Origin of the sequence: Hyphomonas sp. UBA4494, from assembly GCF_002388935.1 — a bacterium.
Lineage (GTDB): Bacteria > Pseudomonadota > Alphaproteobacteria > Caulobacterales > Hyphomonadaceae > Hyphomonas.
In genome coordinates this window covers 33603-55608 of record NZ_DGNK01000042.1, presented here as the reverse complement: position 1 = coordinate 55608, position 22006 = coordinate 33603, and the positions used below count along the sequence as shown (strand labels likewise).

20 protein-coding genes are annotated in these 22006 nt (G+C 59.9%); 5 read left to right on the top strand and 15 right to left on the bottom strand.

The window, feature by feature from the left end; translation table 11 throughout:
• From pheT to rpmI, 5 genes are all read right to left on the bottom strand, one after another.
• Positions 1–2394 carry a phenylalanine--tRNA ligase subunit beta gene (gene pheT, locus B2P82_RS15945; RefSeq protein ID WP_290497998.1) on the bottom strand — a complete coding sequence of 798 codons (2394 nt, stop codon included), beginning with the start codon at positions 2392–2394 and terminating at the stop codon, positions 1–3.
• Positions 2395–2397: 3 nt separating this feature from the next.
• Positions 2398–3018 (bottom strand): hypothetical protein, encoded by a 621-nt coding sequence (locus tag B2P82_RS15940; RefSeq protein ID WP_290497996.1) that lies wholly within the window; start codon positions 3016–3018, stop codon positions 2398–2400.
• Positions 3019–3030: 12 nt separating this feature from the next.
• Positions 3031–4107, bottom strand: a complete 1077-nt coding sequence (pheS, locus tag B2P82_RS15935) for a phenylalanine--tRNA ligase subunit alpha (RefSeq protein WP_290497995.1) — start codon at positions 4105–4107, stop codon at positions 3031–3033.
• 124 nt (positions 4108–4231) lie between these two features.
• Positions 4232–4594, bottom strand: coding sequence for a 50S ribosomal protein L20 (gene rplT, locus B2P82_RS15930; protein WP_034816464.1), 363 nt, complete (start codon positions 4592–4594; stop codon positions 4232–4234).
• Between the two features lie 38 nt (positions 4595–4632).
• Complete coding sequence (gene rpmI / locus B2P82_RS15925; RefSeq protein ID WP_034816462.1) at positions 4633–4836, bottom strand: 50S ribosomal protein L35; 204 nt, start codon at positions 4834–4836, stop codon at positions 4633–4635.
• 409 nt (positions 4837–5245) lie between these two features.
• Here rpmI and B2P82_RS15920 point away from each other — a divergent pair, with 409 nt between their 5' ends.
• The gene (locus B2P82_RS15920) at positions 5246–6757 is read left to right on the top strand and encodes a S10 family peptidase (protein WP_290497994.1); all 1512 of its coding nucleotides are present in this window, start codon (positions 5246–5248) and stop codon (positions 6755–6757) included.
• Positions 6758–7059: 302 nt separating this feature from the next.
• Here B2P82_RS15920 and infC read toward each other — a convergent pair whose 3' ends face one another.
• The 3 genes from infC to B2P82_RS15905 form a co-directional block, all read right to left on the bottom strand.
• Positions 7060–7599 (bottom strand): translation initiation factor IF-3, encoded by a 540-nt coding sequence (gene infC, locus B2P82_RS15915; RefSeq protein WP_349679760.1) that lies wholly within the window; start codon positions 7597–7599, stop codon positions 7060–7062.
• 97 nt (positions 7600–7696) lie between these two features.
• Positions 7697–8731 carry a glycosyltransferase family 9 protein gene (locus tag B2P82_RS15910; RefSeq protein ID WP_051607964.1) on the bottom strand — a complete coding sequence of 345 codons (1035 nt, stop codon included), beginning with the start codon at positions 8729–8731 and terminating at the stop codon, positions 7697–7699.
• 17 nt (positions 8732–8748) lie between these two features.
• Positions 8749–9909 carry a glycosyltransferase family 4 protein gene (locus tag B2P82_RS15905; RefSeq protein WP_290497991.1) on the bottom strand — a complete coding sequence of 387 codons (1161 nt, stop codon included), beginning with the start codon at positions 9907–9909 and terminating at the stop codon, positions 8749–8751.
• Between the two features lie 55 nt (positions 9910–9964).
• On the opposite strand from B2P82_RS15905, the gene B2P82_RS15900 reads away from it, so the two are divergent.
• Together B2P82_RS15900 and B2P82_RS15895 are read left to right on the top strand one after the other, a co-directional pair.
• The gene (locus B2P82_RS15900; protein WP_290497990.1) at positions 9965–10723 is read left to right on the top strand and encodes an alpha/beta hydrolase; all 759 of its coding nucleotides are present in this window, start codon (positions 9965–9967) and stop codon (positions 10721–10723) included.
• A gap of 135 nt (positions 10724–10858) precedes the next feature.
• Positions 10859–11437: a type 1 glutamine amidotransferase domain-containing protein gene (locus B2P82_RS15895; protein ID WP_290497989.1), complete on the top strand. Its 579-nt coding sequence runs from the start codon at positions 10859–10861 to the stop codon at positions 11435–11437.
• A gap of 66 nt (positions 11438–11503) precedes the next feature.
• On the opposite strand, the gene B2P82_RS15890 is transcribed toward B2P82_RS15895, so the two are convergent.
• Together B2P82_RS15890 and B2P82_RS15885 are read right to left on the bottom strand one after the other, a co-directional pair.
• Positions 11504–13231, bottom strand: a complete 1728-nt coding sequence (locus B2P82_RS15890; RefSeq protein WP_290497986.1) for a tetratricopeptide repeat protein — start codon at positions 13229–13231, stop codon at positions 11504–11506.
• Between the two features lie 106 nt (positions 13232–13337).
• Positions 13338–14195: an SDR family oxidoreductase gene (locus tag B2P82_RS15885; RefSeq protein WP_290497980.1), complete on the bottom strand. Its 858-nt coding sequence runs from the start codon at positions 14193–14195 to the stop codon at positions 13338–13340.
• A 60-nt stretch (positions 14196–14255) separates the two neighbouring features.
• Here B2P82_RS15885 and B2P82_RS15880 point away from each other — a divergent pair, with 60 nt between their 5' ends.
• A complete protein-coding gene (locus tag B2P82_RS15880) occupies positions 14256–14933 on the top strand; it encodes a tetratricopeptide repeat protein (RefSeq protein WP_206992169.1) in 678 nt (225 codons plus the stop codon).
• 20 nt (positions 14934–14953) lie between these two features.
• On the opposite strand, the gene B2P82_RS15875 is transcribed toward B2P82_RS15880, so the two are convergent.
• Entirely contained in the window at positions 14954–15868 is a 915-nt protein-coding gene (locus B2P82_RS15875) for an alpha/beta hydrolase (protein ID WP_290497978.1), read from the bottom strand.
• 26 nt (positions 15869–15894) lie between these two features.
• Positions 15895–17256, bottom strand: coding sequence for a leucyl aminopeptidase family protein (locus B2P82_RS15870; protein WP_290497977.1), 1362 nt, complete (start codon positions 17254–17256; stop codon positions 15895–15897).
• Between the two features lie 119 nt (positions 17257–17375).
• Between B2P82_RS15870 and B2P82_RS15865 the strand changes: the two genes are divergently transcribed.
• Positions 17376–18347 (top strand): tetratricopeptide repeat protein, encoded by a 972-nt coding sequence (locus B2P82_RS15865; protein ID WP_206992166.1) that lies wholly within the window; start codon positions 17376–17378, stop codon positions 18345–18347.
• Between the two features lie 76 nt (positions 18348–18423).
• Here B2P82_RS15865 and B2P82_RS15860 read toward each other — a convergent pair whose 3' ends face one another.
• The 3 genes from B2P82_RS15860 to B2P82_RS15850 are packed head-to-tail and all read right to left on the bottom strand — an operon-like array spanning position 18424 to position 21993.
• Entirely contained in the window at positions 18424–19443 is a 1020-nt protein-coding gene (locus tag B2P82_RS15860; RefSeq protein ID WP_206992165.1) for a type II secretion system F family protein, read from the bottom strand.
• A 9-nt stretch (positions 19444–19452) separates the two neighbouring features.
• Positions 19453–20469, bottom strand: coding sequence for a type II secretion system F family protein (locus B2P82_RS15855; protein WP_290497971.1), 1017 nt, complete (start codon positions 20467–20469; stop codon positions 19453–19455).
• 15 nt (positions 20470–20484) lie between these two features.
• On the bottom strand, positions 20485–21993 hold the full coding sequence (locus B2P82_RS15850) for a TadA family conjugal transfer-associated ATPase (RefSeq protein WP_414652057.1): 1509 nt from the start codon (positions 21991–21993) through the stop codon (positions 20485–20487).
• Positions 21994–22006: the final 13 nt, after the last annotated feature.

Here is a 22006-nt window from a genome sequence, read left to right as displayed (position 1 = left end):
CTAGCCTCTTAGCACGCCGCCTGTGCCCTTGGCGACAGAGGCTACCACCTTGTCCATCAGGGCCTGGATGTCTTCATCTTTCATCTTTTCCAGCGGCTGGACCGTCATTTCAAAGGCGACCGATTTCTGCCCTTCGGGCACTCCGGTGCCCTCATAAACATCGAACACGTCCACCTTCGAGATCAGCTTCTTGTCGGCGCCTTGGGCATGGCGCACCAGATCTGCAGACGCGACAGACTGATTCACCACAAAGGCGAGGTCACGGCGGATCGGCGTCAACTCGGCACGTTCGAAGACTGGCTTGGTCTTGGTGTTCTTTGCCTTCATCTGCGGCAGCGCATTGAGGTTCAGTTCGAAGCCAAACATCGGCCCATCGACACCCATCTGTTTCAGAACGCCCGGATGCAGCTGGCCGAAATGCGCCACCGTCACTTTCGGGCCGAGCTTCAAGCTGGCCGCCTGCCCCGGATGCCAGTGCGGTTGAGCGGGTGCGGCTACCTGAAAGCGCTCGCCCGGCTGGCCGAGCGCATCAAGCACTGCAAACAGGTCCGCTTTCGCGTCGAAGGAATCATATGGTTCAGGCGCACCTTGCCAGTGCCGCTCATTGAGCGGACGCACGAGCGCCGCCACGACGCTGCGCTGGTCTTTCGGGCCATCGCCCAGATAGATTGGCCCAGCCTCGAACAGGCGAACGCCGCGCTCGCCATGATTGGCAGCGCGCTGGGCGGCCTTGGCCAGATTTCCGAGCACGGATGGGCGCATATAGTCCAGGTCGCTTGCCACCGGATTGGCAACCGTCAGCGCGTCATTGATCTTGCCGAACAGCGCCGCGTCAGCTTTCGCCATGAAGCTCCAGCTGACAGTTTCCAGGAAACCCCGTGACGCCATCACCCGGCGGGCCGCGCGCACGCGGGCCTGCATCGGGGTGGTAATCGCTTTCACGCCGCCCTGGGGCGCTGGCAGGGACGCGGTTGGGAGCTGGTCAAACCCGACCAGGCGCGCAACTTCTTCCACGATGTCGGCCGATTGTTCCATGTCAAAGCGGAAGGTCGGCGGGCGAAGATACCAGGCATCGCCAGCATCCTCGATATTGAACTCAAGGTCTTTCAGCATGCGGCGCATGTCAGCGGGCTTGACGGTAAGCCCCGTCAGGCGCTCCACATCGGCCGGATAGAAAGTCACCTTGTTCGGATTGACCGGCGCTTCGCCCGCAACCTTCGGCTTGGAGACGACCCCGCCGCCATATTCCACGATCAAGGCGATGGCGAGGTTCAACCCGTCCAGGCAGCTGTGCGGATCCACGCCGCGCTCGAAGCGATAGCGCGCATCAGAGTGGATACCGGTCGCGCGGCCTGTGCGGGCCGTGCGCAGCGGGTCGAACCAGGCGCTTTCAAGGAATACATCCACAGTCTCGTCAGAGACTGCCGTGGATTGTCCGCCCATCACACCGCCCAGGCCGATGACGCCGCTGTCATCGGTGATGACGCACATCTCTTCGCCGACCTTGTAGGTCTTGCCATCCAGCGCGTCCAGCGTTTCGCCCTTGCGGCCAAGGCGGGCCACGACGGGGCCCGCCAGTTTGGCGGCATCGTAAGCATGCAACGGACGAGCCCGGTCAAGCGAGATGTAATTCGTCACATCCACCAGCAGGGATTTCGGCTGGATGCCCACCGCCTTCAGGCGCTGCTGCATCCAGTCTGGCGATGGACGGTTCTTGACGCCCACGATCACAGCTCCGGCGAAGACCGGGCACGCCTCAGGTGCCTCCAATCGGATTTCGACCGGACATTCCTTGTTGCCAATGACTTTCTTGACGTCCGCATGCAGGAAGCGTCCTGCCCCGGCCGCAGCCAGGTCACGGGCGATGCCCTGCACGCCCAGCCAGTCCGGCCGATTTGGCGTTACTTCGAAGTCGATCACCGGGTCATTAAGACCGAGCGCATCGGCAGCTGGCGTCCCAAGGGGAATGGAATCATCCAGATCAGCGATGCCGTCATGGTCCTCACCCGCTTCGATCTCCTTGGTGGAGCACATCATGCCATAGCTCTCGATGCCGCGGATCTTGCGCGGCTTCTTGTCGAGCGCGAAGTCGAGCCCCGGAATGAACGTGCCGAGCGGCGCATAGATCGCGGTCATGCCAGCCCGCGCATTTGGCGCACCACAGACAATCTGCTTCTCGCCATCTACCGTATCCACCGTGCACACGCGCAGCTTGTCAGCATCCGGATGAGGCTCAGCCGCCTTGACCTTGCAGACCGTAAACGCCGTCAGCTTCTCGCGCGGGTCTACAACCTCCTCCACCTCGAGGCCGGCCTGCAGCATGAGGGCCAGAATATCGTCCAGCGTCGCCTTGGTGGCGAGGTGGTCGTTCAGCCAGGACAGGGTGAATTTCATTGTCTATTCCACTTCCGAAATCGTTTCGGTGCCTGAAGCGCGCGGCGCGTTTGCCACTGCTTCAAAAAGGTCTACCTCACTGCGTTCGCAGCGTTTAACGCGTTCCGCGCGGCCCATCGTGCGCCCCATACCCAGGCCCCGGGTTATCCAGCATCTATCGAAAACCGAGCAGTAGCAGATCTCGGCGTCCAGCTGGCTCCACTCTGCGGCAACGGCGCCAAGTTGATCGCCCGAAATATCGTCACGAGACCAGTCGACCCTGAGCGGCTCCACGTTGGAACCTGGTGCTATGGCCCGGCCGATGAGGCTCGTCCAGGAAAGGTCATAACCGGACGGGAAACGGTCAACATAAAGGTTGAGGCTCGCGACCGGCTCACCATTCCTGAGCATGCGGACCTGCTCGATCAGGGCTGGACCGACGCCGCTATTGGAAACACGGATACCCATAGAGGCTGTGTCGACACTCGTTGAAACAAATCCGTCGATCTGGATCACGGGATAGACAGCACCATGCTGCTGCGCGCGCATGACCCGGCCCTGGTCCCAGGCGATGAAGACGGCAATTGCACTGGTCAGCACCGCGCAGATCGCAATCAGCATTTCCACTTTATTGCCGGTACCCATGCCCCCTGCTCCCTAGCTCAAGCCGCCACTGACGGACGGTGTCGACCAGGGCGCGAAGCCGTAATGGCGAGTCCATTGCGGGTCGGCTTCGAAGTATGGGCGAAGGTCCGGCATGCCATATTTCAGCATGGCGAGGCGGTCGACGCCCATACCGAAGGCGAAGCCCTGATATTCGTTCGGATCAATCCCGCAATTGCGCAGCACATTCGGATGCACCATGCCACTGCCGAGAATCTCCATCCAGCTGTCGCCTGCGCCAATCTCGATCGTCTCGCCCTTGCGGGTATATTTGACGTCCATTTCTGCCGACGGCTCAGTGAACGGGAAGAAGTGCGGACGGAAGCGCGCCTCGACATCATCCACTTCGAAGAACGCCTTCACGAAATCGATCAGGCAGCCCTTGAGGTGGCCCATATGAATGTTCTTCTCGATGACGAGGCCTTCGACCTGATGGAACATCGGCGTGTGCGTCGCGTCCCAGTCATTCCGGTAGACCCGGCCCGGCACGAGAATGCGGATCGGTGGCTTCTGGCTCATCATGGTGCGGATTTGCACGGGAGATGTGTGCGTGCGCAGCACTTTCGGCGCATCGCCTTCCAGCGCATGCATGAAGAAGGTGTCGTGCGTCTCGCGCGCCGGATGGCCTTCGGGGAAGTTCAGCGCGGTGAAATTGTGCCAGTCGTCTTCAATGTCCGGGCCTTCGGCCACCGTGAAGCCCATGTCGCCGAAGACGGCGGCGACTTCTTCGAACACCTGCATGACCGGATGCAACGCGCCGGCCTTCGGGCCCGGCGCCGCTGGTAGGGACAGGTCAACCGTTTCGCTGGCCAACTGAGCCTCCAGCGCGGCCGCTTCCAGCGCCTCCTTGCGGGCGCGGACGGCGGCATCGACGCGGTTCTTCAGCGCATTCAGCTTCGGGCCATTTTCCTTGCGCTCTTCCGGGCTCATTTTGCCCAGCGAACTCATCAGGCCGGACACGCGGCCCTTCTTGCCCAGTTCGGCCACGCGCACATCATCCAGCGTAGCCAGGTCGCCTGCCGCTTCAATCGCCGCAAGGGCCTCTTTTTCAATCGTACTGATATCGGACACGGGGGTCGCTTCCCTTTGCTGTTCCAGCGGGCTTTTTAGGCGCTTCGCGCCCGCATGCAAACGCCCTTAAAGAAAAAGCCCGGCTTTGAGGGCCGGGCTTTGTCACTTGTGCCTTGCGGGCAGGTTAAGCGAGGGCAGCCTTGGCCTGTTTGACCAAGGCGCCAAATGCTTCCGGCTCGCGGATGGCGATGTCGGACATGACCTTGCGGTCAACTTCGATACCGGCTTTGGTCAGGCCGTTGATGAACTGGGAATAGTTCATTTCGTCGTCGTGGATTCGCACAGCGGCATTAATGCGCTGGATCCAGAGCGAGCGGAACTTCCGCTTTTTGACCTTACGACCGACATAAGCGTACTGACCGGCTTCCCAGACGGACTGGTGCGCGATGCGGAACGTATTCTTGCGGCGGTTACGGAAACCCTTTGCCTGCTTCAGAATCTTCTTGTGGCGGGCGTGGGCGGGAACTTTGTTACGTGAACGGGGCATCTTAGGCCTCCTAAATCAAGATCTTGAAGGATACGGGCCTAGAGGCCGTAAGGCAGGAATTTCTTCACAACGCGAGCAACATCAGCGTGAGAAGCGACTTTCGTGCCGCGGTTCTGACGAATGTACTTCGAATTGTGGCTCATCAGGCGGTGACGCTTACCAGCGACGCCGTGCTTGAGCTTTCCGGTTGCCGTGATCTTGAACCGCTTTGCAGCGGCCTTTTTGGTCTTCATCTTCGGCATTTCATCTCTCCTGTCGTCGAGCTCACACCGTATAGGCGGCCCAGGGTTCATGAGCTGGAGGGCATGCCGTTCGCCCAAACCGCTCGGAAGAGGCGGCTTATGACGGATCAGGGGCAGAGAATCAAGAGGCCGACATGCTGTTACTGCAGGCGATTTCGCACCGCACGGCGGCGTGCTTCGCGTTCGGCTCGCCGCTTTGGCATTTTGAGGCCTACCCAAGCCCGCCAGACAAGGAAAGGCAAAGCAAGCAGACCTAAAAGCAAGACGATATCCATAGGCTTTCCCCTGCCTGAAAGCGTAACTCCGAAATGCGGAAAACTCAAACGGGTCCAGGACCGTGCGGCTATTGCCCTTGCGCCCTCGCCTGAATAAAGTCGCAAATTGTTATAAAGTTTCAGGGGCTGTTTTCATGCGCACGCTACTTCTCGCCGCCTGCATGGCGATCTTTGTCATGCCAAGTATAGCTGAAGACGCCGGGAACGGGCCGAAAGACGCGCCTGAGGTGCCGGAGGCGCGGGTCTTCACCTCTGACCATTCGCTCCGGCTCGGCAGCAAGATGGTGAAGTACGAGACCGTCGCGAGCGAGACCTATCTGCGCGACGACAAGGACGAGCCAACCGCCTCAGTCTTCTCGGTCTCCTATATCGATACCAGCACGACCAGCGCCGCCCAGCGCCCGGTCACTTTCGTCTTTAATGGCGGGCCCGGATCAGCTTCGCTCTGGCTACACATGGGCGCGTTCGGTCCGAAACAGGTGATTACCCCGTCCGATGCGTCCGATGTCGGTGCGCCGCCCTACACAATTCGCGACAACCAGAACTCCCTGCTTGATGTCACCGACCTCGTCTTCATTGATCCTGTCGGCACCGGCTATTCGCGCCCACTCGGCGAGACCGAGGGCAAGGAATTCTATGGCGTGAATGAAGACGCCGAGAGCATCGCCGAATTCATCCGCATCTGGCTGACCGAGAATGGCCGCTGGAACAGCCCGAAATACCTGGCTGGCGAAAGCTACGGCACCACCCGCGCTGCAGCGCTGACCGAAAAGCTGCAAGGCGGCTGGAACGGCATCGGTCTCAATGGCGTGATCCTGATTTCGGCCATCCTTGATTTCCAGACTGCGCGCTTTGCGCCTGGCAATGACACGGCCCATCTCGCCTTCTTCCCGACCGAGGCCGCCACCGCCTGGCATCATGACAAAGCCAACAAGGCAAAGTGGAATAATGATTTCGATGCCTTCATCGAAGACGCCCGCACCTATGCCACCGACACTCTGGCCCCTGCCCTGATCCGTGGCTCAACGCTGAGCGAGGCCGACGAGGCCCGGATCGCCGGCGAAATGAGCGATTTCATCGGGCTCTCAGCGGAATGGATCCGCCTTGCCAATCTCCGCGTTGATCCAGCTCGCTTCCGCAAGGAGTTGCTGCGCCGAGAAGGCTTCACGGTTGGCCGTTTTGATAGCCGGTACCGGGGCGTCGACAGTGAAGGTACGGCCGACACGCCCGAAAACGACCCGTCCGGCTATGGCATGGATGTCGCCTATGTCGCTGCGATCAATGACTATCTGACCCGCGAGCTGAATGTGGACTTCACCCGCCCGTACAAGGTGTTGACGGGAGAACCCGGCTCGCAATGGAACTGGGATGTGAACCAGCGCGGCTGGCCATCCTATGTGAATGTCACGCCATGGCTCGGCAAAGGCATGCGCGAAAATCCTGATCTGCGCGTGCTGCTCGCCTCGGGATGGTACGATTTGGCAACGCCCTTCTTCGGCGCGGAAATGTCCCTGCACAAGAACGGTGTCGTGCTCGACCGGGTCCAGTTCGATTATTACGATTCCGGTCACATGATGTACCTGGCCGAAAGCGACGGAAAGAAACTCTCCGACGATGTACGCGCCTTCATCGAAGCGGGTCAGTAAATGCTTGGCGGCGGGGATGCAGATAAAGCTTTCCCCCGCCGTTTGACTGTCGCTGCTGCAGAAGTGGGGCCGTGAACTCGACAGGGACCCACAGGCAATAATCTGTGAAGGTCATCCCGGGGCGCAAATTCTCCGGGATGGGGACCTGACGAGTCCCGGCAGGCGGAAGAGACAGGGTCGCAACCTGCTCTGCTCCTGAACGCCCCTTCCCTGCGGCCTTGTCTCTCCGCACGCCACACACAAAAAAACCGGAGGGCGCAGGGCCCGTCCGGCTTATTGTGCTGGAGTCAGCAGCGCTGGCTTTAGCGCGGTGCGAGCACCATGGTCATCTGACGGCCTTCGAGCTTCGGCTCGAGTTCAACCTTTGCCATTTCATCGAAATCGTCGCGGACGCGTTTCAGCAATTCCATGCCGAGATGCTGGTGGGCCATTTCGCGACCACGGAAGCGCAGGGTCACTTTCACCTTGTCGCCACCTTCGAAAAAGCGCGTCATCGCTTTCGTCTTCACGCCATAATCATGGGTGTCGATATTCGGGCGCATCTTGATTTCTTTGAGTTCTGAAGACTTCTGCTTCTTCTTCGCAGCCGCCTTCTTCTTGCGTTCTTCGAAGCGGAGCTTGCCATAGTCTAGAATCTTGACGACGGGGACTTCCTGGTTCGGTGAAACCTCCACCAGGTCCATGCCTGCTTCGCGGGCCGCGTCCATGGCAGCCATAATGGGTATCACGCCCTGCTTTTCACCATTCTCATCAATCAAGAGAACCTTGGCGGCGCGGATGTCGTCATTGATACGTGGGCCAGCGGATTTCTGTGGTCCACCGGTGTCTGGTCTGCGAGCTATGGCGAATCTCCTTTGTCGCTATTTCGGTAAGCTTCAATATGCCTGTAAATGCAGGCATCTTCAAGGCGGACGGGCATTCTATACTTCCGCGATCCCGTCAAGATGGCAGCACACCCAAAGCCCGAACCGATTGCCAGACATCGTCGACGCTCAACTCGGCCAGCGTGGGCGCTGAATTGATAATGATGGTCGTGTCGCCGCGCGGGGCCGCATGGTCAGGATTGCTCTCGGTCAGCGCGAACAGAGCAACGCCCGGCGCGCCGGCAATCGCCGCCATATGCATCGGGCCGGTATCATTCCCGACCACAAACAGCGCCTTTTCCGCCAGGGTCACGATCTGGAACAGATCGGTGCGCGTGGTCAGACTCTTTGTGCGCGGCTCCTTACGCACGATGTCATGCGCCAGGGGGCCCTCATCCTTGCCGCCAATAATAACCGGCGTAATGCCTGCATCGGCCACCCGTTTTGCCAATTCCGCATAGTTTTCAACGGGCCATCGCTTGGCCTCCCGATGGGCCGAGGCGCCCGGGATCAACAACATGTAAGGCTCTTCAAGGCTGAAATAGGCTGGCTGCAATCGCGGTGCGTCGCGCAGTTTTGGCCGCACCCAGGAAAGATCTGGCTTTGGCGCGGAATTGCCCAGCCAGCGGCCGCCCGGTGCCACGCCAGCCACTTCGAGCTGTTCTGCCAGTCGGTCAATCGAATGCATGGTGGCGCGCTCGCCATTGTCGTGGAAAAACGCCGCCTTTTCATGATGGCCCGACCAGAGCGGCGCCTTGCCGGTCTTGCTCAGTGCGGTGAAATAATTCTTCGTGCGTCCGCTGGTCTGGAAATCATAGATGATGTCGTATTTGGCTTTACGGATACGGGTAATCAGCGCAGCCGTTGCCTTCATGCTATCCGGCCGCCCGTCGGTCTCCACCGCGTCCACATAAGGGCAAAGTTCGGCAAATTCCTTGAAGAATGGCGTGGTCAGCAACGTGATGCGCGCCTTCGGGTGCATCTCGCGCACTGCTTTCATCGCGCCCAATGCCAGCACAAAATCGCCCAGTGCGCTGAGTTTGATGACCAGCACATTGAGGGCTTTTGCGCCCGGATTGACGGGACTTGCCGGTTTGACCGGTTTTGCCATGCGAGCCTCGATTTCCCCTACTCCAGCAAGGTCTTATAGACTCCCAGTGTCGCCGCCTGAAGCCCCTGCTTTGAGAAATGCTGTCGAACATGTGCCTGTCCCGCCCGGCCCATGCCATCGCGCGCCAGTGGACCGACCGACAACAGGGCCCGAATAGCGCCTGCAAGCGCCTGTGCATTGCCCGGCTCCACCCGTGCGCCCGTCTCGCCTTCGATCACGGTTTCCCGCCCGCCGCCATGGTCAGGCACGATCACCGGACGCGCCATGGCCGAGGCTTCGGCGGCCACACGCCCGAACGCTTCGGGTCGCACCGATGGCGCCAGCACGATATCGCTTGCCAGATAGGCCGCGGGCATATCGGTAATGTGTTCAGACATGATGACACCCCGGTCCAGCCCGTGCGCCACCACAGCGTGCTCCAGCCGCGTAACATAAGCATTACGCCCCTGCGCGTCGCCCGCCAGCACGAGCACCAGCTTGTCGCGCTCATCCGATGCCAGCATGGCCAGCGCCTCGATAGCAATGAGTTGCCCTTTCCATTCGGTCAAGCGTCCCGGCAATAGCAATATCTTCCGCGGATCATCCGCAAGTCCGAGCGCCTCGCGAATGGCTTTCACCCGCGCGACCGGCACAGTGGTCGGATCAAACGCCTCCAGGTCGACACCCCGCGGAATGGTCACCACGCGTTCGAATGGCACACCATGCTCCGTTTTCACATGCTCGGCGATCCAGTTGGAGTTGGCGATCACGATGTCGCCCTGCGCCATGACCGAATTGTAGCGCTTTTTGAGTTTGGTCTTGCCCGAATAGGCCCCGTGATAGGTGGTCACAAACGGCACATCCATCGCTTTGGCGGCCCAATAGGCGCTCCAGGCTGGCGCGCGCGACCGGGCATGGACCAAGTCTACCCCTTCGCGCGCGATCATGCGTTTCAGTTTGCCTTCATTCCGTTTCAGCGTGATCGGATTCTTGGATTTGGCGTCCATCCGGAACAACTCACCGCCCAGGGCCTCGAAGGCAGCTTCCTGGCGACCGCCCCTGCTGGCCAGCAGAGCCCTTCCGCCAGCCTGTATGATGGCTTCGGTGACTTCGAGCACGGTACGCTCCACCCCACCAGCCGACAATTCAGGGGCCACCTGGAGAATGGTCTTGCCAGTCAAATCCGGAAAATCGGGCAAGTCGTAATCCCTCCACTCGCTTGACAGGCGAGACAGATGACGGAACGGGAGAGGAATGACAACGACCTATTTCACCTCTCCCGAGGGTCGCCGCCTCGCTCATCGCGCCTCGGCCCCGACCCATTCGCCCCTCACGTTTGTCTGGCTGTCGGGATTCAAATCCGACATGAGCGGCACCAAGGTGACCGAACTCGAGGCCTGGGCCACCGGGGCCGGGCACGGCTTCCTCGCCTTTGACTATTCCGGGCATGGCCAGTCCGATGGCGCCTTCGAGGACGGCACCATCTCGGCCTGGCGCGCGGACGCGCTCGCCGCCATTGACGTACACAGCACCGGGCCGATCGTGCTTGTCGGCTCCAGTATGGGCGGCTGGATGGCCCTGCTCGCCGCTCTCGCCCGCCCTGCCCGCGTGGCGGGTCTTGTCCTGATCGCTCCCGCACCGGACTTTACCGAAAAGCTGATGTGGCCGGAATTCTCCGCCGAAGCGCAGTCAGAGATCATGGAACAGGGCTTCACACAGCGGCCCTCGGACTATGATGAGCCCTACACCATCACTCGCGCCCTGATCGAGGATGGCCGAACCTGGCAGATCCTTGACGCGCCCATCGAGCTCGACATCCCCGTCCGCATCCTGCAGGGCATGCAGGACGCCGACGTGCCGTGGAAGCATGCGGAACGACTCGTCGACACGATCACGAGCGAGGATCTCGTCTTTACCCTGATCAAGGATGGCGATCATCGCCTGTCCCGCGAACAGGACATCGCGCGACTGAAGACGACCTGCGCCGAAATCGCCACTGCAACGCGTCCCTGACCTTTCCGCGAGTTAATCGGAACGATGGCCCCGGCCAGTCATTGATCTTGTGCAGGACGGGATGTTCCGTCCGCCCGCGCTCCCCCACCAAAGGTCGCAGCGCGGTGACCACACCAGATCAAGGAGACATGTTATATGTCAAATCAACGCGCCCAAGGTCGGAAAATGGCAATTCTCGCTGCAGATGGATTCGAGGAAATCGAACTCACCAGCCCGAAGGAAGCTATTGAGGCAGCTGGCGGCGAAACGATGATCGTTTCGACAGAGAAGGGTTTCATCCACGCCAATCAACACCGCGAACATGGCGACAAATACCAGGTCGACTTGTCCCTCGACGATGCGAAGGCAGAGGATTTCGACGCGCTGCTCATTCCCGGCGGCCTGTTCAGCCCGGATGCGCTACGCACCAATGACAAGGCGAAGTCTTTTGTGTCGGACTTCTTCACCCAGAAGAAACCGGTCTTTTCGATCTGCCACGGCCCACAGGTTCTTATCTCGGCCAATCTCGTGAATGGCCGCGAAGTCACCGGCTTCCCGGCGATCCAGCAGGACCTCAAGAATGCCGGCGGCATTGTGAAGGATCAATCCGTCGTCGTCGATGGCGGCCTCGTGACTTCCCGCTCCCCGGATGACCTTGGCGACTTCAACGCCAAGATCGTTGAAGAGATTTGCGAAGGCAAACACGAGCGCCAGCGCGATTCCGTAACGGCATAGTCAAGAGAAGAAAATATCCCCTGCAACTGCCCCCTCCTCACGGAGGGGGCTTTTTCGTGCGTGAGGCTAGAGCCGGGAGCCGTCCAGTTCGATATCGGAATGGCGCCAGACAATCGCGAACGTCTTCTCTACCTCTTCGGCTGCTTCGGTCTTGCCCTGGCTTTCCAACGCCTTGACGAGACCCGACATGGACCACCCATTTCTCGGATACTCTTCAAGGTCTTTGCGATACACGCTTTCGGCCTCGGCGAACTTGCCCGCGGCAATGTAAGCCTCTCCGAGCGACTGCCGGGTCGGATAATACCAGAAGGGCGGCTCCATATAGGGCAGCGAATCCTGCGCGGTGACGGCCGCCGCAAAATGCGGGATCGCCTGTTCAGGGTTGCCCTCTGCCATGGCGATTTCCCCTTGCAGGAGCGCATCGGCAATGCCGAGCAACACGCTTGCCGGATAGTCCGCCGTATCGAGGAAGCTGATCTGGACACTGTCTTTCAGACCGGCCAGCACAGCCCGGTCACCTGAAGCGCTTGTCACATCGCCCGAACGAGCCGCCGCTACGCCCCGGGCGTAACGCCAGATGGCATTTGAGTAATCAAGCGACTCCGGCGGCGCATCGGACGCAAGAATGTCATCCCATTGGCCGAACTGGACCTGAGCCAGAATCGGAATGGTCTTGAAGAATTCCACGGTCGGGAATTGCTCAATCTGCTCCAGCCTCACATTGTCTGCAACCTTTTGCGCGGCGTCGATGGCCATATCGCGTTGACCTGACATGCTGGCCGCCGCCCACAGGAAGTGGATATTATGGGGATAGTACATCGCCGGATAAAATCCCTGCGCGTTGCATTGGGCGATATAGGCTTCATCCACGGAGGCCGCCGTGATGTTCGCCTTTGCGGCATCATCATAACGCCCGACACGCCAGTAGATGTGCGCCGGCATATGTACGAGATGGCCAGACCCCGGCACCAGATCGGCGAGCTGGTCGGCCGCGTCCTCCGCACGGCCCGGATCCTGGGAAGCCTCGACCGCATGAATATAGAGGTGCAACGCCAGAGGATGCTCCGGCGACCGCTCAATAATGCCTTCCAGAGATTCGATCACCTTCACCGTGTCCGGCTTCGGCGCGCCATCAGCCGACCAGTAATCCCACGGCATCGTGTTCATCCAGGCTTCGGCATACATTGCCGCGGCATCATCATCCGCCGGATTTGAGTCCACATAGTCGCCCATCGCTTGTGCATAGGCGACATCCAGCGGCTCACGCGACGTGGACGGATCACCATTGTAACGCGCAGCCATGGCAACGATCAGCGCCTTCTCCTGCTCCGTCGCACCACCTGACAATTCCTGAGCCCTGACAATTGCCGCGAAAGCCGACTGCCGGTCTGCGTCCGACATCACGGCCTTGCCCTTGCTGGTCACATTGATGTTGGGGCCGGTGGCCATCGCCTCGCCCCAGAAGCACATGGCGCAGGTCGGGTCGAGCGTCTGAGCCGCCCGGAAAGAGCGGATGCTTTCGGCATGGTTGAAGCCAAATGCCAGCACCATGCCCTGATCGAAATATTTCTGCGCATACGGATTCGACGTGGTGATGGGGCGATGAAAATCCCCCATGCCGTCGAACAATGGCGCGCCAGCTTTCTCTGTGATCTCGGCCAAGCTCATCTCGGCGTCAGCCGCAGATGCGGTTTCAGCCGCTACCGGCTCCTCCGCGCTTCCAAACTTGTCAGTATACGCGCAGCCTGATAACGCGATCAGGCTTGCCGCGAGCAGCAAATATCTTGAAGTCATTTTTGTCCCTCATGTGGCCAGAAGCTGACGAACATTCGTCACGGCCACACCCTGAGAGGGAGCCTACCACAATCCCGCGAAAGTGGAGGAAAACATCAAAAAATTTTCAATCCGTTCCGCATTCTGCAGTCAATACAGCAGATAACCCCTCTCGATAGGTCGGATGTACCGGCCGCCAGCCGAGCGCCGCTTTCGCGCGCGCATTGGAGACCCGCTTGCATTCGGCATAGAAACTGCGCGCCATCGGGCTGAGGTCTGCCTCGTCGAACGGGACTTCCGGCGGCGGCGCAATGCCGAGGAGGGTCGCCGCAAACGCCGTCACATCCTGCGGTGGCGCGGGCTGATCATCACACAAATGGAAAATTCCATGCAGATGCGGTCGCAGGACCAACGCCTCCAATCCGCTGGCAATGTCGTCTACATGCGCACGGGAGAAGACCTGCCCCGGCTTCACCGCACGATGTGCCCTCCCATCTCTCAGCTTCTGAAAGGGCGAGCGACCGGGCCCGTAAATGCCCGGCAGGCGCACAATCCGCGCCGCGCCATCGGTCGCGTCCATCCACTGCCGCTCTGCCAGCACACGCGCCTTTGCCCGGTCGGACCCCGGATTAACGGGGCTCCATTCCATCGCCCAACCACCGCCAAGATCACCATAGACCCCAGTAGTAGACAGATAGGTCATGCTCGCGGCGCCCGGCTCCGAATAGGTCGCGACACGCGCCGCCGGGCATCCGCCCTCATCCGGCGGCAAGGTCACCAGCCAATGGGCGCCGTCTGGAATATCCGGCAGCCCCTGCCCGGACCAGACCTGTGCGGCAATACCTTCGGCCCGCAGGGTCGCCGCCTTGTCCTCGCTTCGCACGGTGCCAGAGACCTGTATTCCCTTTGCTTTCAGCCGTCTGGCCAAGTGCAGGGCACTATAACCAAGCCCAAAAACAAAAAGCAGAGATGTCGTATCTGTCATTTGCGCTGGTCGCTCCTGTCGGGTCTAAGACCCGTGTACAGTTTCCGGAGCGCTTGATCCATGTCCATCCTTGCCCTGGCCATCGCAACACTGGCGATGACGCAGTCCTCAAGCGCCACTATTGAGGCGCGCGAAGCCGACCGGCTCGAAGCCTGCGTCGCCAAGATCGAAGTGGATGCCGAGGAAGCCTATGAGGATGGGCTTGCCTGGATCTATCAGGGCAACCGGCCGGGCGCGCGCCAGTGTACGGCCATGGCGCTGATCGCGCTTGGCCGTCCAGATGAAGGTGCGGCGCGCTTGGAACAGCTCGCCAATTCGGTCGATGGCGGGTCGGTCGAGCAGCGCGCCGAATATCTCACCCAGTCCGGCAACGCCTGGCTTCAGGCTGGCGCGCCGGAGGCAGCCATCGTGACCTTCACCAATGCGCTGAAACTGAAACCCGGCATCCCTGATCTGCTCGTGGATCGGGCTAGCGCCCATCTGATGCTGGAAGATTGGGCCGAAGCCAAGGAAGATCTTGACCGCGCCATCACGCTCGCGCCGAACATGAGCATCGCTCGCCAGCTGCGTGCCGAGGCCCACCTCAACCTCGACCAGTTGAATCTCGCCATGGCGGATATCGACGCCGCAATGGCTGCCGACCCGGAAAATATCGACACGCTCGTTCTGCGCGGCCGCGTCCGCGAAGCCATTCGCCTGTCGAAAGTACGCGTGCTGAGCCCTGAAATCATCGACTGACAAGAGCGAGAGCGTGCGGATTACTCCTCGACTGGAATGTCCAGCAGGCCCTGCGCTTTCATCCAGCTGATGAACTGATCAAACCAGCCATCAGCCGTCACACCGCGCTTGTACGATCCGAACCCATGCCCGCCGCTTGCATAATAGTGCAGCTCTACGGCTCCCCCACCATCTTTCCAGGATTCAACAAGACCAAAACCCTGATCTCCAAACAGGGAATCATCGGCCGCCAACGCCGCGAACATGGGCGGGACTTCTCCTGAAATATCGACCGGCGTCATGGGCCCATAAATATAGCCGATAAAATCCGGACGCGGCGCGTCGCCGTCTTTCAACGTGATACCGAGTGTTGTCATGGCCCCGGCTGAAAAGCCGAGCATACCGATCCGCGACGGATCGATCCCCCACACCTCGCTGCGGGCTTCGACAAGTTCCAACGCGGCCTGTGCATCGACGACCGCTACAGATAGTCCTTCGCGAATGTCGATTGGCACCGTCTCAGGGGTTGGGGCGAACATGCGATCCATGTGTACGGAGAATTCGTCTTCCGGCACCGGCGTTTCCATCACTCGATACTTCAGCACAAACGCCGCAATACCCCGGTCCGCCAACCATTGCGCGATCGGATAGCCTTCATTGTCGATGGACACGAACTGAAACCCGCCGCCCGGCACCACGATGACTGCCGCACCGGTCGCGACTTCTTCATCTGGCAGGACCGGCAAGAGTGTCGGCTGAGTGACATTCCGCACCCATCTTTCGGTCCCGACATCTGTCCAGATTTCCCCGCCATCCGCGCCGGGTGCATATCCGCCATGAAGAGGAATAGCACCCTCATCAATTTGCGCAGGCACACGGACCATGTCCGAACTCTGAGCAAAGGCACTGACCGGCAGCAGGAAAGCCGTCAGGGCCAACCAATATGTTCTTAACATGATTTCGTCCCTCGAAAATACGAAGACTAACTGTACCGCGTCTGGAGCATCTGCCAAACCGCCCGCAGGCCGCAAGGCGCGCCCCCTTCCGGACGACCATATTTGCCGAGCCGCCAGGCCCAGACATCAAAGTGCATCCAGCTCTTGGCGTCGACAAACTCCTTCAGGAACAGGCCCGCCGTAATGGACCCGGCAAATCGCCCGCCCGAATTGACGAGGTCGGCAATCGGGCTCTTCAGATCCGCGAGATAAGGGTCCCAGAGCGGCATGCGCCAGACCGGGTCGCCGGATGCCTTGGCACCCGCTTCCATTGCGTCCGCCATGTCCTCGTCATCGGTGTAGAAAGGTGCAAGATCCGGCCCCAGCGCCACGCGCGCGGCGCCCGTCAATGTAGCGAAATCGATCAGCAGGTCCGGCTCTTCCTCACAGGCCCGCGCAAGTGCGTCCGCAAGGATCAAACGTCCCTCGGCATCTGTATTGTCGATCTCGACCGTCAGGCCCTTGCGACTGGACAGCACATCGCCCGGTCGGAAAGAATTGCCGGCCACGGCATTTTCCACCGAAGGCACGTAGAGCTTCAAATGAACCGGCAAATTCGCGCTCATGATCAGTTGCGACAGCGCAATCACGTGCGCCGAGCCACCCATATCCTTCTTCATGATCCGCATGCCCGATCCAGGCTTGAGATCCAGTCCACCGGAATCGAATGTCACCCCCTTCCCCACAAGGGCAAGGCTTGGATGGGACGGGTCGCCCCATTCCAGCTCCATGAAGCGTGGCTCGAACGTCGCGGCCCGGCCAACCGCATGCACCATCGGATAGTTCGCCTCCAGAAGTGCATCCCCGACAATTGTGGTGAGTTTCGCGCCAAAGCGTTCCGCAAGGTTTGAAATCGTGGCCTGAATGTCCTGCGGGCCCATATCGGCGGCAGGCGTGTTGACCAGATCGCGCAGGAGCGCGCAGGCATCCGCCTCGCGGCTCAGCGCGTCGGCATCTTCGTCTGCCGGAATCACCAGCTGAGGCGGCGTCGCCTTGTCTTTGAGATATCGGTCGAACCGGTACGCACCGTCTGCCCAACCGGCCGCAACCGAGCTGAACGCCATGCCACCTGCCTCGGCTATGCGATACGATCCTTTTGGCAGTTTTGCCGACAGGCCAGCCACAGCCAGCGCATCCTGGCCCTTGCCCAGTCCATACAGCACCCGGGCAAGACCGCCTGCCTCCCCCGGCACCAGAACGACTTGCCCTGTTGCGCCTGTAAAAGTCTGCCCTTCAGCAATGGCACGTGCGGAGGGGAACGGATCGTTCTCCAGTGATTTGAAGGCTTTGGAAGTGTAGAGGAAGACGTCAACGGCGCCCTTCGGGTCGGCGGTGAAGCTCTTGTGCATGGAATTCAGCCCTTTCAGGGGGAAGAGTTAATGGAATCTGCTGAGGCGTTAACTGATCCTTGACGCCATTCAGTCCAGACTCGCTGGCAGTGTCTCAGATACAAACCCGGAGCCTGCTCATGTCCAGAGCCAAAACGTCACTGACTGCGCTGATCCTCGCGCTGGGCGCCTGCGCATCTGCCCCAGACCCTGAAGCAGAGGCCCAGGCAGAGATGGCCCGCGCAATTGAAGATGCGATGAAACCCGCCACCCCGGAAGAGATTGAAGCGGCAAACAATTCAGATCCGCTGACCAAGGCCAATTTCTGGGCCAATGAGCACACCAAGGATCCCAAGAATCTGGACGTGGCGATGACGTTCGTCTCTGCGCTACGCGGCATCGGCTCGAATGAGCGCGCGATCGAAGTCCTTTCTCAGACCCTGGTCATGCATCCGGAAAATCCGGATCTGCTGATGGCACTCGGCAAGGTATTTTCCGCCGAGGGCAACCTGAACGGCGCCGCGCGTGCCTTTGAAAAAGCCGCCATTGTAGCACCTCAACGCCCCGACACATGGTCAGCCTTCGGCATCACGCTGGACAAGATGGAACGCCACGGCATGGCGCAGGCCGCCTATGACAAGGCGCTGGCATTGGAACCGACTCGCACTGTGACACTCGCGAACTACGGCCTGTCTCTGGCACTCGCCGGAGACTTGCCGGGCGCCGAGGCGAAACTGAGACTGGCCGCCGACCAGCCCGATGCTGATTTGCGCGTGACCGAAAACCTCGCCCTGGTACTGGGACTGCAAGGCCGGTACGAGGAAATGGCTGAGGTCAGCAGCCGCTATGCGCCCGAGAGCATCGTAAAGAAGAATACCGCCCTGCTACAGGAAATGGTCCAACCAGTCCGGTCGTGGGATGCGCTGCAAGAGGCGCCCGAGGCCGTGGAGCCCCCTGCTCCTGCAAAGACGACCCAACCAAAAGCCAGTGTCACCAAACCCGTCAAATCAGAGACTCTCGCCTTGGCAGGCCCATCGTCTGAAGCGGAGAGCGACGATAGCGCCCCTGCTCCGGCTGCAACCGGCCTGCGGTTGCGCAGAACGCCTGGCTGACGAAACCATCCCTTCAGAAACGAAACGCGCCCGCCGGACCAGCCAGCGAGCGCGCTTCACTGAAGTCACCCGGACCTCAGCCCCAGTTCGTATCCGACTGCTCGATCGATGGCACTGACGCCTCGTCGCTGGCTTGCGAAGCCTTGAACCCGATATAAGCCGGGCCAAGCACCACGAGGAAAAGCACGGGCAGGAAGAACAGGATCATTGGCACGGTCAGCTGAGCTGGAAGGGCTGCTGCCTTCTTCTCCGCCTGCGCCATGCGCATGTCCCGGTTTTCCTTCGCCATCACACGGAGCGCATCGCCCAGCGGTGTACCGTAGCGTTCGGCTTGGCCCAACGCCATACAGACTGCCTTGATACCTTCATTGCCGGTTCGCTTGGCGAGGTTTTCATAGGCTTGGCGACGTTCGGGCAAATAGGATAGCTCCGCAACCGTCAGGCCAAATTCCTCAGCAAGTTCGGAAGATGCCGAGCCGACTTCCTGACTGACCTTGGAAAAGCCGAGTTCGATGGACATGCCTGCTTCCACGCAGATCAACAGCATATCAAGCGCATCCGGAAATGCCCGCATGATGGATTGCTGACGCTTCTGGGCGACATTGGAAATATAGATATTGGGGGCGTAGAAACCGGCCGCCGCGCCAAACAGCAATGAGCCATATTTCAAGACTGGTGCAAAGCCATGATCGTTCACGAAAAAGATGTAGAAGAACATCAGCAACGCGCCGACAAACGGCATGGTCATCCGTGCAAAGTAGAATGCCGACAATGGCCCAGGGCCGCGAAGGCCCGCTTTGGCAAGATTGTTGACGATGTTGGGATCTTCCAGCGCCTTCGCTAGGTTCAGTTTCGACGAAATGTTTCCGACAACAGAATCGTCCTTTCGACGAAGACCTTTGGGATTGTCCAGAGCTGCGCGGCTCTGCTTGCGCAGCTTTTCCCGCTGATCGGTGACCGCCTTCAGGCGCGTCTCAAGCTTGTCGGTCTGCAAGTAGGGGAGCAACACGGATATGACCGTACCAAAGACAGCGAGCGCGATCAGCAGGGCTGCGATCGCGTCAGGCTTGGCCAGTGATGCAAGAATGTCCGTCATCTCTGTCCCTTACAAATCGAAATTGATCATCTTGCGCATGACCAGGATGCCCATGGACATCATCACCACACCGATGGTTAGAAACAGATGACCCGTATCCGTCGTGAACAACTGCATGATGTAGGCGGGTGTCGTCATGTAGACGAGAGAGCCCACGACAAAGGGCAACGCCCCAATGATCATGGCCGATGCCTTGGCTTCGGACGACATGGCCTTGACCTTCTCGCGCATCATCTTGCGAGCACGAATGACGCTCGACAGGTTGCCTAGGGCCTCAGACAGGTTGCCCCCAGCCTTCGACTGGATCATCAGGACGATCATGAAAAAGTTCACTTCCTGAAGCGGCACGCGCTTGTAGAAAGTGTTCAGCGACCGCTCCAGCCCTGCCCCCATGGACAGGTTGTCGGTCAACATGGCGAATTCCGAACGCAGGGGTTCAGGTGATTCCTTGGAAATGATTCGAACGCACTCGTTCAGCGGCAGACCGGATTTCACACCCCGCACAATGATGTCCAGCGCGTCCGCAAACTGGTTGATCATTTTCTTGTTTCGCCCATTGGTAGCCATGCCGAGCAAAATCCGCGGCAAGCCGACGGCGCCGAAGAAGAAGGCACCTCCGACCAGCGCTGGCCGGCTCTTGAACGAAATGCCGCTGATCACGAGCCCGTCGAAGCCGAGGATATAGACTGTGCCGCCGAGCGCCATGCCGAGCACAAGTGAGAAAATCCAGAAGGCGGAAACAGGCACATCCAGCCCTGCCTGCGTCAGGCGAGAGCTGAGATTCTGTGGACGAATGGACTTGCGACGCTCCTTGTCCTGCTTGCGCATCGTATCCAGCATTTCCTGAGTCTTCTGCCGACGCTTCGCATTTTCGTCCATTGCCTTGTCGCGCTTGCTCGCGCCGGATCCACCCGTGCCAATCGCCCTGGCCCGCTTGCGCGCGGCGTCGGATTTGTCACCGGTCAAGGCGATGCCAAGACCAGCAATTGTCAGAAAAGCGAGCCCGCCGATGACGTAGATCAACATGTTTGCGTCCATGCGTCAGGACCCCAATGCATCGAGCGCTGCGGCCAGGTCGCGCTCCATATTGTAATAAGAAGCACGCTCCCAGAAGCGCGGACGGCCAACACCTGTGCCTCTATGCGTGCCAAGTACCTTGCCGTCTTCGTCTTCGCCGTCGATCTCGTATTTCAGGACATCCTGCAACACGATCGTTTCGCCTTCGAGGCCCATGACTTCGGTGATATTCATGATACGACGCGAGCCATCCCGCAGGCGTGACGCCTGAACGACCACGTCGATTGAACCAACAATCATTTCCCGGATTGTTTTGGCTGGCAGCGAAAAGCCACCCATCGTAATCATGGATTCAACACGGCTGAGGGCTTCGCGCGGGCTGTTCGCGTGCAGCGTACCCATCGAGCCGTCATGGCCGGTGTTCATGGCCTGCAACAGATCGAAGGCTTCGGGTCCACGCACCTCGCCCACAATGATCCGTTCAGGACGCATACGCAGACAGTTCTTGACCAGTTCGCGCATCGTGATCTCGCCGGAGCCTTCGATATTGGGCGGGCGGGTTTCCAGGCGCACCACATGTGGCTGCTGCAACTGAAGCTCTGCCGAGTCTTCGCATGTAATTACGCGCTCAGTCGGATCGATAAAGCCGGTCAGACAGTTCAACAGCGTGGTCTTCCCGGAACCGGTACCGCCCGAGATCAGGATGTTACAGCGCGAATGTCCGATGATACGCAGAAGTTCTGCGCCTGGCTCTGAAATGGACCCGAAGTTCACAAGATCCTGCAGGCGCAGCTTGTCCTTTTTGAACTTACGAATTGTGAGCGTTGGCCCATCAATCGCCAGCGGCGGGGCAATCACGTTCACACGTGAGCCGTCCAGAAGGCGGGCGTCACAGATCGGGGAAGAGTCATCTACGCGGCGGCCGACCTGGCTCACAATGCGCTGACAAATATTCATCAGCTGGGCATTGTCACGAAACCGGATATTGGTGCGTTCAATCTTGCCGTTGACCTCGATATAGGTCGTATCGGCACCGTTCACCATGATATCGGCGATATCATCGCGCGCCAGCAATGGCTCCAGCGGGCCGTACCCCAGAACGTCGTTACAAATGTCGTCGAGCAGTTGTTCCTGCTCGGAAATCGACATTACAACATTCTTGATACTGATAATCTCGACGACGATGTCGCGGATCTCTTCACGCGCGCTTTCGGCATCCAGCTGAGCGAGTTGCGACAGGTCGATCGTGTCGATCAACGCATTGAAGATGGTCATCTTCGTCGCATAATACTGGTCTGACTGCTGGTTCACCTTGCGAACCGGTTCCGGCTTGGCTTCCGGCGCCTGCACGCGCACGGGTTTGGAACCACCCGCCGACGGAGGTTTCGGCGCGCCCTTCACCGGCACCGGGTCGGGCACAGGTGGCTTTTTGGGCGTCGGCTTCGGCTTCACCTCAGCCGCCGGGGCCGGCTTTGGAGCTGGCGCTGGTGCTGTTAGTTGCGCGCTTGAGGCAGGTCGTTTTCCAAAGGCCATATGAAATTCCCCC